At 64.2% G+C, this 15,078-nt stretch carries 12 protein-coding genes; 7 read left to right on the top strand and 5 right to left on the bottom strand.

Translation table 11 applies throughout. From position 1 onward, the window contains the following. The first annotated feature begins 211 nt into the window (after nucleotides 1-211). Together QLG02_RS02030 and QLG02_RS02035 are read left to right on the top strand one after the other, a co-directional pair. Nucleotides 212-1,765 carry a PAS domain-containing methyl-accepting chemotaxis protein gene (locus QLG02_RS02030; protein WP_282464380.1) on the top strand — a complete coding sequence of 518 codons (1,554 nt, stop codon included), beginning with the start codon at nucleotides 212-214 and terminating at the stop codon, nucleotides 1,763-1,765. A 67-nt stretch (nucleotides 1,766-1,832) separates the two neighbouring features. Further along, nucleotides 1,833-2,189 carry an MGMT family protein gene (locus tag QLG02_RS02035; RefSeq protein WP_282464381.1) on the top strand — a complete coding sequence of 119 codons (357 nt, stop codon included), beginning with the start codon at nucleotides 1,833-1,835 and terminating at the stop codon, nucleotides 2,187-2,189. 15 nt (nucleotides 2,190-2,204) lie between these two features. Here QLG02_RS02035 and QLG02_RS02040 read toward each other — a convergent pair whose 3' ends face one another. Beyond that, nucleotides 2,205-2,372 (bottom strand): hypothetical protein, encoded by a 168-nt coding sequence (locus QLG02_RS02040; protein ID WP_005303277.1) that lies wholly within the window; start codon nucleotides 2,370-2,372, stop codon nucleotides 2,205-2,207. A 114-nt stretch (nucleotides 2,373-2,486) separates the two neighbouring features. Next, nucleotides 2,487-5,108: a type I DNA topoisomerase gene (topA, locus tag QLG02_RS02045; RefSeq protein ID WP_202009321.1), complete on the bottom strand. Its 2,622-nt coding sequence runs from the start codon at nucleotides 5,106-5,108 to the stop codon at nucleotides 2,487-2,489. Between the two features lie 361 nt (nucleotides 5,109-5,469). On the opposite strand from topA, the gene astB reads away from it, so the two are divergent. Then, nucleotides 5,470-6,807, top strand: a complete 1,338-nt coding sequence (astB, locus tag QLG02_RS02050; RefSeq protein ID WP_282464382.1) for an N-succinylarginine dihydrolase — start codon at nucleotides 5,470-5,472, stop codon at nucleotides 6,805-6,807. 86 nt (nucleotides 6,808-6,893) lie between these two features. On the opposite strand, the gene sohB is transcribed toward astB, so the two are convergent. Next, on the bottom strand, nucleotides 6,894-7,901 hold the full coding sequence (sohB, locus tag QLG02_RS02055) for a protease SohB (protein WP_042065667.1): 1,008 nt from the start codon (nucleotides 7,899-7,901) through the stop codon (nucleotides 6,894-6,896). Nucleotides 7,902-8,134: 233 nt separating this feature from the next. Here sohB and QLG02_RS02060 point away from each other — a divergent pair, with 233 nt between their 5' ends. Continuing rightward, on the top strand, nucleotides 8,135-8,890 hold the full coding sequence (locus QLG02_RS02060; protein ID WP_282464383.1) for a YciK family oxidoreductase: 756 nt from the start codon (nucleotides 8,135-8,137) through the stop codon (nucleotides 8,888-8,890). Between the two features lie 99 nt (nucleotides 8,891-8,989). Continuing rightward, nucleotides 8,990-9,874 (top strand): LysR family transcriptional regulator, encoded by an 885-nt coding sequence (locus QLG02_RS02065; protein ID WP_282464384.1) that lies wholly within the window; start codon nucleotides 8,990-8,992, stop codon nucleotides 9,872-9,874. A 65-nt stretch (nucleotides 9,875-9,939) separates the two neighbouring features. Here the strand turns inward: QLG02_RS02065 and QLG02_RS02070 are convergent, their stop codons facing one another. Beyond that, entirely contained in the window at nucleotides 9,940-11,112 is a 1,173-nt protein-coding gene (locus tag QLG02_RS02070; RefSeq protein ID WP_005303290.1) for an MFS transporter, read from the bottom strand. A 161-nt stretch (nucleotides 11,113-11,273) separates the two neighbouring features. On the opposite strand from QLG02_RS02070, the gene QLG02_RS02075 reads away from it, so the two are divergent. Together QLG02_RS02075 and QLG02_RS02080 are read left to right on the top strand one after the other, a co-directional pair. Further along, nucleotides 11,274-12,410: a PatB family C-S lyase gene (locus tag QLG02_RS02075; RefSeq protein ID WP_282464385.1), complete on the top strand. Its 1,137-nt coding sequence runs from the start codon at nucleotides 11,274-11,276 to the stop codon at nucleotides 12,408-12,410. 263 nt (nucleotides 12,411-12,673) lie between these two features. After that, nucleotides 12,674-14,068, top strand: a complete 1,395-nt coding sequence (locus QLG02_RS02080; protein ID WP_282464386.1) for a TAXI family TRAP transporter solute-binding subunit — start codon at nucleotides 12,674-12,676, stop codon at nucleotides 14,066-14,068. A gap of 70 nt (nucleotides 14,069-14,138) precedes the next feature. Here QLG02_RS02080 and QLG02_RS02085 read toward each other — a convergent pair whose 3' ends face one another. Continuing rightward, nucleotides 14,139-15,047: a LysR family transcriptional regulator gene (locus QLG02_RS02085; RefSeq protein ID WP_011706900.1), complete on the bottom strand. Its 909-nt coding sequence runs from the start codon at nucleotides 15,045-15,047 to the stop codon at nucleotides 14,139-14,141. Nucleotides 15,048-15,078 lie beyond the last annotated feature (31 nt).

Raw genomic sequence — 15,078 nt, forward strand, 5'->3', positions numbered from 1 at the left:
TCTTTTTTCCTTGGCGGCCCTATGGCCGCCTTTTTTTTACGATTCGCCAACAAAACATCAACTTGCCCCTACCATTCATCCGCCATTGTTGGCAAAATTCAGCCCCCTATGAAGCCGGTCTGCCGCCTGCTGGCGCGAGCCTGCAGCCACCTCCAGATCTGCCACAATAACAACGACAAAGTTATCAACAAGAACATCGGAGCGTATTCCTATGGCCCGCAGAGACGTCCATACCCTGGACAGCGAAGTGGAGTTTCCTGCCGACGAACAACTGGTTTCCACCACGGATCTGCGCGGGGTGATCACCTACGCCAACCCCGCCTTCTGCCGCATCGCCGGCTACCCCGTCGAGGAGCTGGTCGGCCACAATCACAACCTGGTACGCCACCCCGACATGCCCAAGGCCGCCTTCGCCGATCTCTGGGCCCGCCTCAAGGAGGGCAAACCCTGGCGCGGCATGGTGAAGAACCGCTGCAAGGATGGCCGCTACTACTGGGTCGATGCCTATGTGACCCCCATCTACGAGGGCAACCGGATCAGCGGCTACCAGTCGGTGCGCTGCAAGCCGGATCCCCAGCTCAAGCGCATCGCCAGCCAGACCTACCAGGCCCTGCTCAAGGCGGAGCGCGGCACCAGCAGCCGCCTCCCCTCCCTCGCCCGTGCCCGCCTGCCGCTGCTCACCTTGTTGCTGCTCGGCCTGCTGGGCTGGGCCGCCAGCAGCCAGGGCCCGACGACAGCCCTGCTGATGTTGCTGCCCTTGCTGCTCATCGGCGGCGCCTACTGGCGCGAGCTCTTCGCCCTGCCGCTCTATCTACAGCAGCTCGGTCGCGAATATGACAGCCTGACCCGGCTGGTCTACTCCGGTGACGGCCCCGGCGCCATCGCCGACTTTCACATCAAGATGCTGCAGGCCCGCATCCGCACCGTGCTGGGGCGGGTCAACGATGCGACCAATCCGTTGCAGACCCTGGCCACCAACCTGAAACAGGCCTCCCATCAGGCCTGCCTCGACATCAACGAGCAGGATGCCCAGACCCAGCAGATGGCCGCCGCCATGACCCAGATGGCCAGCACGGCCCACGAGATTGCCCGCAACATCCAGGACTCCAACGGTCAGGTCAGCGAGGCCCGCAGCCGCTGCCAGCACACGGACAAACAGCTGGCCCAGACCGAGCAGCGCATTGAGCAGCTCGCCAGACAGGCGGAGCAGGCCTTCAACTCGGCGGTGGAGCTGGCCAGCGAGTCGGAGCGGATCGGCAGCGTGATGGGAGAGATCCAGGGCATCGCCGACCAGACCAACCTGCTGGCGCTGAACGCCGCCATCGAGGCGGCCCGGGCCGGCGAGCAGGGACGCGGCTTTGCGGTGGTGGCCGACGAGGTGCGAACCCTGTCGACCCGCACCCACAAGGCGACCGAGCAGATCCAGGGCAGCATCCAGCAGATCCAGCACACCCTGGGCCGCTGGAAGGGGATGATGCAGGAGAACCTGCAGCAGACCCGCGAATGCGCCGAGATGACCCGCCAGGGCTCCAGCAGCCTGCATACCGTGCTGCAGGAGATCGAGCTGGTCACCGAGTTCTCCACCCAGATCGCCGCCGCCGCCGAGCAGCAGCAGACGGTGGTGGAAGACATCAGCCGCAGCATCAACCAGATCTCCGAGTACTCCCACGCCAACAGCCAGAAGATGCAGGAGGTCGACGACTCCAGTCAGGAGCTGCTGGAGCGGGCCAAGCAGCTCAAGGGGCTCAGCCAGACCTTCGGCTGACCCATTTGCCAGCCACCCGACAGAAGCGCCACAATGGCGCTTCTGTCGTTATTGACGAGTGATCCGGATGAGAATGGAATCGACCCCTGCCCCGCTGAACAAGGTTGCCCGCATCGAGGCAATCCTCGCCCTGATCCCGGCCGGTCGCGTGGTGAGTTACGGCCAGGTGGCGGATCTGGCGGGGCTGCCCGGTCGGGCCAGGCTGGTGGGCAAGGTGCTGCGGGAGACCGACAAGGTGCTGCCCTGGCACCGGGTGCTGGGCGCGGCGGGCACCATTTCACTGCCCAAGGGGTCGGCAGGCTTCAATAAACAGGCGGGATTGCTGCAGGAAGAGGGGGTGCCCGTGATTGGCGGGCGGGTCAGGATGCGGGAGTGGCAGTGGCAGCCCGACCTCGCCGAGCTGCTGTTTCTCCTGCCCTTTTGACGATGGCGGCCCGCCTCACCGGGTGATGGGGGCCAGGATCTCGTCGCTGCGCACCTGCACCGGGATGGTTTCGTACTCCCGCTGCAGCAGCACCAGCAGACTCTGCTTGTCTACTTCCAGCACATAGGCGGTTCCTTCCCGGGTCAGACAGGTCATTCCCGGCCGGATCTCGTTAATCTCCATCACAACCTCCGTGTCCAGCGCTGCCATCCTTGCAGCGGTTTCAGTATACCGCCATCCGAAAACAAAAAGGCCCCTGCGAGGGGCCTCTTTCATCAGAGTGTGAACTGCGCGCAATCACGCCTTCTTCGACTTGGCCAGGCTCTCCTGCCACTTGCCGTTGTCGTAGTGCGCCGTCCAGCCGGTCGCCTTGCCGTTGACCTCGGTCATCACGTACTGCTCCTTGGTCTTGCGACTGAAGCGCACGATGGCGGCATTACCGTCAGGATCTGACGCCGGAGCATCGGCCAGATACTGGTGCTTGGGCGACAGACGCTCCTTGAAGCGCTTGAGCTCTTCCACCAGCGGCGCACGGGTCTCGCGGGATTTCGGGAAGTTGCTGGCGGCCAGGAACAGGCCGGCCGCCCCGTCACGCAGCACGAAGTGGGCGTCGGACTGGGTGCACTTGAGCTCCGGCAGCGGGACCGGGTCTTCCTTCGGCGGCGCGATATCACCGTTTTTCAGGATCTTGCGGGTGTTCTTGCAGGTGTCGTTGGTGCAACCCATGTACTTGCCGAAGCGGCCGTTCTTGAGCTGCATCTCGGAGCCGCAGCGGTCACACTCGATGCTCGGCCCTTCGTAGCCCTTGAGCTTGAACTGGCCTTTTTCGATTTCGTAGCCATCGCAATCCGGGTTGCGACCACAGACGTGCAGCTTGCGGCTGTCGTCGATGATGTAGGCATCCATCGCGGTGCCACACACGCCACAGCGATGCTTGGCACGCAGCGCCTCGGTCTCGGCCTCTTCACCGTCGGTGGCGGAGACGAACTCGTCGGCGGAGACCAGGTTGATGGTCTTCTTGCAGCGCTCTTTGGGCGGCAGTGCGTAGCCGGAACAGCCGAGGAACACCCCGGTGGTGGCGGTACGGATGCCCATCTTGCGGCCACAATCCGGGCAGTCGATGTCGGTCAGCACCATCTGGTTGGCACGCATGCCTCCCTCTTCCGGCGCCTTGTCCGCTTTCTCCAGCTCCTGGGTGAACTCGGCGTAGAAGGCGTCCAGCACCTTCTTCCACTCCAGGCTCCCTTCGGCAATGCCATCGAGCTTGTCTTCCATCTTGGCGGTGAACTCGTAGTTCATCAGCTCGACGAAGTTCTCGACCAGCCGGTCGGTGACAATCTCCCCCATCTTCTCGGCGAAGAAACGGCGGCTCTCGACCCGCACATAACCACGGTCGACGATGGTGGAGATGATGGAGGCGTAGGTAGACGGACGGCCGATGCCGCGCTTCTCCAGCTCGCGAACCAGCGCCGCTTCGGTGAAGCGGGCGGGCGGCTTGGTGAAGTGCTGGCGCGGATCCAGCTTGACGAGTTTGAGGATCTCGCCGACGGTCACCGCCGGCAACTGGCTGTCTTCGCCCTTGCGGCCCATCGGCGGCAGCGCCTTGGTCCAACCGGCGAAGCGCAGGGTACGACCGCGCGCCTTGAGTTCAAACTCACCCGCCTTGACGGTCAGGGTGGAGGAGTCGTACTGGGCCGGCGTCATCTGACAGGCGACAAACTGACGCCAGATGAGGTCATAAAGCCGCATGGCGTCCGGCTCCATCCCTTCCAGCATCTCGGCGGTCACCAGCACGCTGGAGGGGCGGATCGCCTCGTGGGCCTCCTGGGCATTGGCCTTGGCACCGTACAGGTTCGGCTCGCTCGGCAGGTAGGCGGCGCCATACTGCTCGCCGATGTATTCCCGCACCGCCTCGACCGCCTCTTTGCTGAGGTTGGTGGAGTCGGTACGCATATAGGTGATGTAACCCGCTTCATAGAGACGCTGGGCCATCATCATGGTCTTCTTGACCCCGAAGCTCAGCCTGGTAGAGGCTGCCTGCTGCAGGGTAGAAGTGATGAAGGGGGCGGACGGCTTGGAGCCGGTCGGCTTGTCTTCCCGGTTCACCACCTTGTAGTCGACCCCTTCCAGGGCGGCCACGGCGGCGAAGGTCTCGGCCTGGGTCACCGGCTTGAAGTCGGCACCGTTGCGGCTGACCACTTCCATCCGCAGATCGCTCTTGTCGGCGGTCAGCAGATCGGCGTTGAGATCCCAGAACTCGACCGGCACGAACGCCTTGATTTCGCGCTCTTTATCGACGATGAGGCGCACCGCGACGGACTGTACCCGGCCGGCGGAGAGGCCGCGGGCCAGCTTCTTCCAGAGCAGCGGGGAGACCATGTAACCCACCACCCGGTCGAGGAAACGACGGGCCTGCTGGGCGTTGACGCGGTGAATGTTCAGCTCGGATGGCTGGGCAAACGCCTCCTGGATGGCGGTCTTGGTGATCTCGTTGAACACCACGCGCTTGTAGCGGCTGTCGTCGCCGCCGATGATTTCGCGCAGGTGCCAGGCGATCGCTTCTCCCTCTCTATCCAAGTCGGTTGCGAGATAGATGGTGTCGGCCTTCTCGGCCAGACTCTGCAACTCGCTGACCACTTTTTCCTTGCCGGGCAAAATCTGGTAGTTGGCCTGCCAGCCTGCGGTCGGATTGATCCCCATCCGTGAGAACAGGGCATTGCGATCCTTGGCAGCCTTCTCTGCTTCGCTCAGCTTGATGCCGCGAATGACAGGTTTTTTGGGCTCGTTGCTGGCGCTGCCGCTGGTGGGCAGATCGCGCACGTGACCGACGCTGGATTTCACCACGTAGTCCTTGCCCAAATATTTGTTGATGGTCTTGGCCTTGGCCGGAGACTCCACTATGACCAGTGATTTGCCCATGCTGTAACTATTATCCTCATTGCACCCGACGGGGTTGGTGTGCGGTTTTGTGGGGCTGTATAAGAGATTTGACGGGAAAAAGCAATCTTGTGAGCAAATTTGCCCGGCAGCCCGAACCACTTTGTTTCTTTATTTATTAATGCGAAGCCGAGCCGCGGGAAGCAACCGCTTTTTTATTTTTATGCTATATCCACCCTCTTTTTATATTTGAAACGACATAACCAACCGCTCTTGTAACATAACAAACCAGTTTCGTTATCAGCTTGTTACAAAAGACAAAATCTCCTTATAATGGCTGCATCCCGCAGCATTGTGCGCGGAAGGAACCGCTACCCATATAAAAATCGAAAGGATGTACTCAATGAAGCACTTCGAGGTCAACTTCGACGGCCTGGTCGGCCCGACTCACAACTATGCCGGCTTGTCCTATGGCAACGTCGCCTCCCAGAACAATGCCAAGGAGGCGTCCAATCCGAAGGAGGCGGCCAAGCAGGGTCTGCGCAAGATGAAGGCACTGACCGAGCTCGGCATGACCCAGGGAGTGCTGGCCCCGCAGGAGCGACCGGATCTCGCCACCCTGCGCCGCCTCGGCTTCACCGGCAACGATGCCAGCGTGCTGGCCCAGGCCGCCAAGCAGGCGCCCGCCGTGCTGGCCGCCTGCTATTCGGCCTCCAGCATGTGGACCGCCAACGCTGCCACCGTCTCCCCGAGTGCCGATACCCAGGATGGCCGCATCCACTTCACCCCCGCCAACCTGACCAACAAGTTTCACCGCTCCCTCGAACCCGAGGTAACCGGCCGCATCCTGCGCGCCGTGTTCAACAACGACCGCCACTTCTATCACCATCAGCACCTGCCGGAGAACGACCACTTCGGTGACGAGGGGGCCGCCAACCACACCCGGCTGTGCCGCGCCTATGGCGAGTCCGGGGTCGAGCTGTTCGTCTATGGCCGCAGCGCCTTCGACGTCTCCCAGCCCGCCCCCAAACGCTACCCGGCCCGCCAGACCCTGGAGGCCAGCCAGGCCATCGCCCGCCTGCACGGCCTGGGGGATGAGAGCGCCGTCTTCATCCAGCAGAACCCGGATGTCATCGATCAGGGGGTGTTCCACAACGACGTGATCGCGGTGGGCAACCAGAACGTGCTGTTCTTCCACCAGCAGGCGTTTCTCCATACCGAGACGGTACTGGACGAGATCCGCGGCAAGTTTGGCGACGGCGAGCTGCACTTCATCGAGGTGCCGACTGCCGAAGTGTCGGTACAGGATGCGGTAAAGTCCTATCTGTTCAACACCCAGATCCTCACCCTGCCTTCCGGCGAGATGGCGATCATCGCCCCCACCGAATGTCGCGACAACCCGGCGGTGTCCGCCTACCTGGCCAAGCTGGTGACCTTGGGTACCCCGATCAAGGGGGTGCACTACATGGACGTGAAGCAGAGCATGCGCAACGGCGGCGGCCCCGCCTGCCTGCGGCTGCGGGTGGCCATGAACGACACCGAGCTGGCCGCCGTCAACCCGGCCTGCCTCATCACCGACAGCCAGTTTGCCCGCCTCGATGGCTGGGTCGATCGCCACTACCGCGACAGCCTGGCGCTGGACGACCTGCGGGATCCGGCGCTGGTCATGGAGTCCCGCACCGCGCTGGACGAGCTGACCCAGATCCTCAAACTCGGCTCCGTCTACCCGTTCCAGCGCTGAGACGCGCCATCGGCCTGCAGCGCCGACCCCATGAAAAAGCCGGGCAAGTGCCCGGCTTTTTTTATTGGGTTTTACGTTGCCGTGGCTCAGCGCCAGGGGCCCTGCTGCCACAGCCGACCAAGACCGGACTCCAGCGCCACGGCGGCCTGCTGACCGAGCTTCTGGGTCAGACTCTTTGGCTTGCTGTAGCGAATGCCGACCACCTTGTGCTGGCTGGCCTGAGCCAGCAGATAGTCATCGCTGGTGCAGAGGCTGTCCACCAGTCCGAGCTGCTTGGCCTGGCTCGCCAGCCAGTGCTCGCCGGTGGTGACGCTGTCGATGTCGAGGTTGGGTCTGTGCTCGGCCACGAATGCCTTGAAGCGCTCGTGGATGGCGCCCAGCTCCTCGCGAAACTTCTCGCGCCCCTGATCGTCGTTCTCGCCGAACATGGTGATGGTGCGCTTGTACTGACCGGCGGTGTGCATCTCGAACTCGATGTCGTGCTTTTTGAGCAGCTTGTTGAAGTTCGGCAACTGGGCGATCACCCCGATGGAGCCGACGATGGCGAACGGCGCCGCCAGGATCTGATCCGCCACGCACGCCATCATGTAGCCGCCGCTCGCCGCCACCTTGTCGATGGCCACGGTCAGCTTGATGTCACGATCCCGCAGCCGCTGCAGCTGGGAGGCCGCCAGGCCATAGCCGTGTACCACGCCGCCGCCGGATTCGAGCCGCAGCAGTACTTCGTCGCCTGGCTGGGCCACCCCTATCACGGCGCTCACCTCTTCACGCAGGGAGGCCACCTCCTTGGCATCCATGCTGCCGTGAAAATCGATGACGAACAGCCGGCTGCGCGCATCTTCGCTCTTGGCCCGAGCCTTGTGCTCGGCCTTGCGCGCCTTCTCCAGCTGCTTGCGCTCCGCCTTGCCGGCCAGCGCGGCCTGCAACTGGTGACGTCCCTGCTCCAGCTCGCTGGAGAGATCGGTCACCACCAGCTCCCCCTTGCGGGATTTGGGCTGACGGCTGCTCACCACCATCAGGATGACGGCGCCGATGGCGAGCAGTAGGGTGAGGGTCTTGGCCAGGAACAGGCCGTATTCGGTCAAAAATGCCACTTGATGCTCCACTGGTGTGCCCCGGGGGGACGATTTTTTCACATTCTAGGGAGTTTGCCCGGTGTGCGCAAAAACTCTGCGTCAACCCGTCAAAAATGCCAATCGACAATCACAACCCCTCTGATTTATTCACATTTTTGCCATCTCATACTGGTCAAACGCCGTGCGGGATCAGTACACTTGCCCCTCTATTTGCCGCGCGCATCTGCCACGAATTGTTAACAGGAGTTGTCATGTTCAACTATCAGGCCCCCGGGGATCTGCTCAAGGACAAGGTCATTCTGGTCACGGGTGCCGGTGACGGCATCGGCCGCGAAGCGGCGCTCACCTATGCGGCCCACGGCGCCACCGTGATCCTGCTCGGCCGCACCAGCGCCAAGCTGGAGGCGGTCTACGACCAGATCGAGGCCGCCGGCCACCCGCTGCCCGCCATCGTGCCGGTGGATCTGAAGGGGGCGACCAAGAGCCACTACCTTGGCATGGCCGAGACCTTCGCCCAGCAGTTCGGCCGCCTCGACGGCGTGCTGTTCAACGCCGGCCTGCTCGGCACCCTGTCACCGTTCGAACACATCCAGGAGCAGGAGTGGGACGAGGTGATGCAGGTCAACGTCAAATCCGAATTCCTGCTGACCCAGGCACTGCTGCCGCTCATCCGCCAGACCGCCAAGGAGCAGGGCGATGCCTCCATTGTCTACACCTCCTCCAGTGTGGGCCGCAAGGGCCGCGCCTACTGGGGCACCTATGCCATCTCCAAGTTCGCCATCGAAGGGATGATGGAAGTGCTGGCGGACGAGCTGGAAAATACCGGTGTGCGGGTCAACACCCTCAACCCGGGCGGCACCCGCACCAAGATGCGGGCCAGCGCCTTCCCGGCCGAAGATCCGATGAACCTCAAGACTCCGGCCGACCTGATGCCGCTCTATCTCTATCTGATGGGCGCGGACAGCCGGGGCAAAACCGGCCAGACCTTTGTGGCCCAGCCCAAATAAATCAACAAAATAACCGCAACCCTGCGCCGCATGGGGTTACATTCAATAGGGTGCCGTCGGCACCCTGTTGCAACATCCGCTCCCTTATCAGGTTGAGATATGTTTCGTCCCAAGAGCACGTTTGAGCAATGGCGGATCTTTCAGGCCGTGGTGGACTGTGGCGGCTACGCCCAGGCCGCCGAAGCGCTGAACAAGAGCCAATCCTCTCTCAATCATGCGGTAGCCAAGCTGCAGCAGAGTCTGGGTGTGGCTCTGCTGGAGGTGAGAGGGCGCAAGGCGGTATTGACGCCGGCGGGAGAGATCTTCCTCAAGCGGGCACGTCAGCTCAGCCAGCAGGTGGAAGAGCTGGAGAACCTGGCCAATAACCTGGAGCGGCAGTGGGAGCCGCAGATCAACCTCTATGTGTCGGTGTTGCAGCCGCGTGAGCGACTCTACCGGGCGCTGGCCCACTTCTATCCCCGCAGCCGGGGCTGCCGGGTCAATCTGCACGAGCGCATTCACTGCCACTTCAATGCCCTGCAGGTGGGGGATCTGATGCTCTCCGAACACCTGCCTCACGATCGCACCGGCCTGCCGCTGGACGAGGTGTGCCTGCTGCCGCTCTGCTCGGCCGAGCACCCGCTCGCCACCCAGGGCGGTGCCATCGCCGCCGAGGAGCTGGCCAGCCACAACCAGATCAGCCTGCATCCCCCCATTCACCGCTCGGTGGACTGGAACGACGCGGACGACACCGGCTGGAAGGCGACCCACTATCACGAGGTGGTCGCCATGCTCAAGCTCGGCCTCGGCTACGCCTGGCTGCCGCGCCACCTGGTGCAGGAAGAGCTGACAAGCGGCGCTCTGGTACCGCTGGATCTGGCGAGCGGCAACGAGCGCCACCTCTATACCTATCTGCTGACCCCGTCGGCCGACACGCTGGGTCCGGCCACCGAGCTGCTGCTGCGCTGCCTGCGCAACGAATACCAGAACGACAACGACCGCTAGAGCGCCTCCCCGCCGCCACAGACATTGAGGCGGGCCAACCCGCTCGCCCCCTCACCCTTTCAGCTTCAGACGTTCGGCACCCGCCAGCAGGCGGCCAGCGCCAGCAGCGCCAGCCCCATGGCCACCATGAAGACCCCGTGGAAACTCCAGATCTCCGCCACAGTCCCCGCTATCGCCCCCGCCATGATGGAGCCGGTGCGGATGCTGTTGGCGAACAGGGTGGTCGCCACCCCGGCGCGACCCGGCATCAGATCCTGGAAGTAGGACATGCCGATGCCGGCGACGATGCCGATGAAGATGGCGTTGAGCAGTTGCAGTGCTATGAGCGCATGCTGGCTCGACAGGGTCACCAGCCCCACGTAGAAGCCGACCCCGGCCAGCACCGCCAGCAGCATCATGGGGCGCTTGCCAAAGCGCTGGGTGTAGTGACCCGCCAGCAGCATGAAGGGGATCTCGAGGGCCGCCGCCGTGCCCATCAGCACCCCGGCCAGCTTCTCCTCCAACCCCAGCTCGCGGGTGATGTAGAGCGGCATGTTGATGAGGTACATGCTGTTGCAGGTCCACATCAGGGTGGAGGCGATAAAGAGCGCCCGCACCGACGGATCCCGCCAGCTGCTGACCCGCTCCACCTCGCTGTCCATCACCGGCAGCGGCAGCGAGGGCAGCCAGCGCCACACGACGAAGGCGCAGAGCAGATAGGCCACTGCGGAGGCGAGGTACATCACCTCGAAGCCGTAGCCGATGGCCAGCGCGAAGGCGATGGGGGGCCCAATCACCCAGGCCAGCGAGAACTGGGCCCGCAGCACCGAGCTGAACATGTCGGCCCGCTTGTTGCGGCTGTCGGCGTATTCACGCGCCAGCGCGAACAGCTGGGGGCTGGCGGTAGCGGCCAGGCTCGCCAGCAACACCCCCAGGCTCACCAGCAACCAGTACTGCCGGTTCCAGGCAAACAGCAGGGAGAGCACCACGCCGGCGAAGCAGCAGCGCAGGATCAGCCGCTTGCGATCCCCCTTGTTGTCGGAGCGATGGCCGAGCCACTGGCTGATGAGGATGCCGATCACCGCGTTGACGGTATAGAAGAGCCCCACCAGGAAGGGGCGCACCTGCACCTCCTCGGCCAGGAACAGGCTCAAGGTGGGCACCTGCAGTGCCACCGCCACCCCGGTCATGAAGGTCACGGCCAGAAAAGAGAGAGAGACGGGATCCGTCCTGTTGCGAGCGGCGGTCAGCAAGCGCATAGAATTACCACTGATTGGAGGGAGGAAAACTGGCCAAAATTCGGCAAGTGCATGAAATGGCGTCGCTTATTTTATGTCATTATCAAGAGCCACCTCAAGGCTTGCGACCCCGTCCCCGACCCCGTACAGTGAAAGCCCACTGGCCAGCATAAGGATTTCACATGTTTGATTTTGACCGGGAAATAGATCGCAGCGGCACCATGAGCCTGAAATGGGACAAGTACAAGGGACAGGACGTGCTGCCCATGTGGGTTGCCGACACCGACTTCGTCTCCCCCCCAGCCGTCATCGAGGCCCTCACCCAGCGTGTCGCCCACGGCATCTTCGGCTACTCGCGCCCCTCTCCCCGGCTGATCGAACTCATCATCGCGCGGCTGGCCAGCCGCTATGGCTGGACCATCCAGCCCGAGTGGATCGTCTTCCTGCCCGGCGTGGTGCCTGGTCTCAACCTCGCCTGCAAGGCCTGGAGCCAGCACGGCCGTGGCATCATCACTCCCAAGCCGGTCTACTACCCCTTCCTGCAAGCGCCGGGCTTCAACGACCGGCCGCTGCTCACCGTGCCCATGGTGGAAGAGGCCGGTCGCTGGGTACTGGATATCGAGGAGCTGGAGCGCCAGGCACCGGCGGCGGATCTGCTGCTGCTGTGCAACCCGCACAACCCGGGCGGCACCGTGTTCACCCGCGAGGAGCTGCTGGCCATCGACGCCATCGCCGAGCGCCACAATCTGGTGATCTGCTCCGATGAAATTCACTGCGACCTGCTGCTGGACAAGAACGCCCGCCACATCCCCTACGGCGCCATCAGCCCGGCGGCGGCCGAGCGCTCGGCGGTGATGATGGCCCCGAGCAAGACCTTCAACATCGCCGGGCTCTGCTGCTCCTTTGCGGTGGTGCCCAATGCCCGTCTGCGCCTCAAGCTGCAGCAGGCGATGCGCGGCATCAGTGCCGACGTCAATCTGCTGGGCTTCGTGGCGGCAGAGGCGGCCTATGAAGGGGGCGAACAGTGGCTCAGCGAACAGCTCGACTACCTGGCCGCCAACCTGGCCCTGATCGAGCAGGCGGTCGCCCGCTGGCCCGGCATCAAGCTGGCGCGCCACCAGGCCACCTACCTCGCCTGGATCGACATGAGCGCGCTCGGGCTGGACGACCCCATCGCCTTCTTCGAGCAGGCCGGGGTGGGGCTCTCCCCCGGTGCCCAGTTTGGTGACGGCCAGTTCGTGCGGCTCAACTTCGGCTGTACCCGGGCCCGCCTCGTCGAGGCGCTGGCCCGCATGGAAAAGTCCATTCTGGCGCGCTGATCACGCGCTTTCTCTCCCCATGGCCTCACCCTATGGGCAGTGGCGGGGCCGGCAGCAGCCGGCCCCGCAATATATTGAAGTCAGCCAGATCCGTATCCGATCGCAATAGGGTATATTTTGGCGACATGCCGCCACGGCCCCGCAACCCGGGATGTCGATGGCGCCGAATACGGCACAGTGCCACCGCCAGCAGCTGGCGCGGCCGAATGCCAACCGGGATGGGCCAGCCCCATCCCTTTTATCAGCCATTGATCCGGTTCACTATGCCCCAACCAGCCTTGCACCCTCTGCCGACTCTGCTTCGCTGCACCCTGCCCTGGCTGGCAGCGGCCCTGGCGCTGCCCCTGCAGGCAGCCACCCCTGCCTATCTCACCATCGGCACTGGGCCGCTCAACGGCGTCTACTACCCGACCGGTGGCGCCATTTGCCGGCTGCTCAATGAAGAGACGGCCAGCCATGGCCTGCACTGCTCGGTGCAGAGCACCTCCGGCTCCCTTGCCAACCTGAAGGCGCTGCATCAAGGGAAAGTGCAGCTGGCGCTGGTGCAGTCCGATGTGGTGCACCACGCCGCCCATAGCACCGGCCCCTTCATGGGTCAGGCACCGGACGAGCAGCTGCGCAGCCTCTATCGGCTTCATCAGGAGTCGCTGACCCTGCTCGCCAGCGCCAACAGCAGCATCAACACCCTGGCCGACATCGAGGGAAAACGGGTCGATCTGGGCAATCCGGGCTCCGGCGAGCACATCACCAGCCAGGCCCTGCTCGATGCCATGGGCTGGCAGGCCAAGAGCTTTGCCCCCGTCATCCCCGCCGCGGCCAACAACCGGCTGGAGGGGCTCTGTGACGGCACCCTGGACGCGGCCTTCGTGGTGGCGGGCCACCCCAACCAGGCCATCGGCGATCTCACCGGCCGCTGCAAGGCGCGCCTCATCCCCATCGAAGGGGAGCAGGTCGACGCGCTGCTCAAACAGCATCCCTACTATCAGCGCAGCCGCATCGGCGCCAACCTCTACCCGGGCCAGCCCAGTAGCGTCAACACCTTCGCCGTCACCGCCGAGCTGGTGGCGCTGGCCAGCCTGCCAGAGGGCGAGGTGCGCACCGTGCGCGACGTGTTGAGCGGGCGACTCAAGCAGTTTACCCGCCTCCATCCGGCCCTCACCGCCCTCACCCTGGAGGGGATGCAGGCGGAGGCGGAAGTACCGCGCCACGCCGGCATGGCGGATGCCCCGCCCGCCCCCGCCCTGCTGCCCGAAGCCCTGAGCCCGGCTCCGGCCACCTCGGAGGCCCTGGCAACCTCAGCGGCGCAGCCCACCGAAGTGGAGCGCCCCGCTGGTGAAAACACGGCACAACCTGCCGGTGAAACGGGCGCCCCCTCCCCGGAAGGTACGCCCGCTACCTCGTCCGGGCAGACCCCTGGCGCCCTGCTGCCGACCCCCTCGGCAGCCACAACTACCGAGCCGGGCGCGAGTAGCGTGCTCGAAGGGGCCGCCGTGGAGCAGGGCGGCAAGCTGACGGGCACGGCCGCGCCAAGCCCCTCTGCCGTGATGAGCGGGGAACAACCCGCCTCACCGGCGCCCGCCGAACCGGCATCGACAGCACCGGCACCGGCCGCACCGAGCGCCGCCTCACCGACCGGGGACGGCGTGCCAGCCAAGTAAGGCCGCCCAACAGCCACAACGAAAGAGGCCACCCAAGGGTGGCCTCTTTTTGTTTCGATATTGGGTGGACTCAAGCCCTGGCGTCCGGCAACGGCTGCGGGCGCTGGATCTCCTGCTCCACCCAGTGCAGCAGTTGCTTGATGGCCCGCGACAGCACCTGGTTCTGGCGCACCACGTACCCTAAGCTGGTGCCGGGAAAGTCGGTGAGCCGGGTCACCGGGGCGGTCAGCTTGAGCCGCGGGTGAATGGAAAAGTCCGGCACTATGGCCACCCCGAAGCCCGCTTCGGCCCAGTCGAGCTGGGCGTCCACGCTGCCCACCTCCATGATGCGGCAGCTGGGCAGACCGAGCAGTGGCAAAGAGGGATCGATGAGCGCCCGGGTGCGGGTGTCGTGGCCCAGCAGGATCAGGGTCGGCTCGTCGAGGGGATCGCTCTCCCCCGCCTTCGCCCGCGCCTGCCAGCGGGCGAGACCGTGGCCCAGCGCGCACCAGGTCACCTGCTGCAACTCGGTGTAGAACAGCGGCTCGCTGCGCTTTTGCGCCATCACGAAGCCCAGATCCGCCTTGCCCGCCTTGACCAGCTCAGCTGCCTGATCCGAAGTGGTGTTGAATAGGGTGAGATCGATGCCGGGAAACTCCTGCTTGAAACGCTGAAAGGGCTGAATGAGCAGCAGGCGCGAGATGATGTCGCTGGCGGCGATGGCGAGCGTCCCCTGACTCAGCTGGTTGAGGGCGTTGAGATCGGACTGGCAGAGCTGCAGCTCGGCGATGGCGCGCTCGGCGCTTTGCAGCAGCCGCTCGCCGGCCTGGGTCAGCCGAAACGGGCTGCGCTCGATGAGTTTGACCCGGGTGGCCTGCTCCAGGTTCTTGAGGTGCAGGCTCACATTGGGCTGGGTCATGTGCAGTTCGGTGGCGGTCTGGCCGAAGTGCTGCAGCCGGGCCAGGGTGACGAAGGTGTGCAGCCAGTGAATATCCAGCATGGGGATCCTCTTGTGCCGCCACGGCCGCACG

The sequence above is a fragment of the Aeromonas sp. V90_14 genome, assembly GCF_029967615.1.
GTDB classification, from domain to species: domain Bacteria; phylum Pseudomonadota; class Gammaproteobacteria; order Enterobacterales; family Aeromonadaceae; genus Aeromonas; species Aeromonas hydrophila.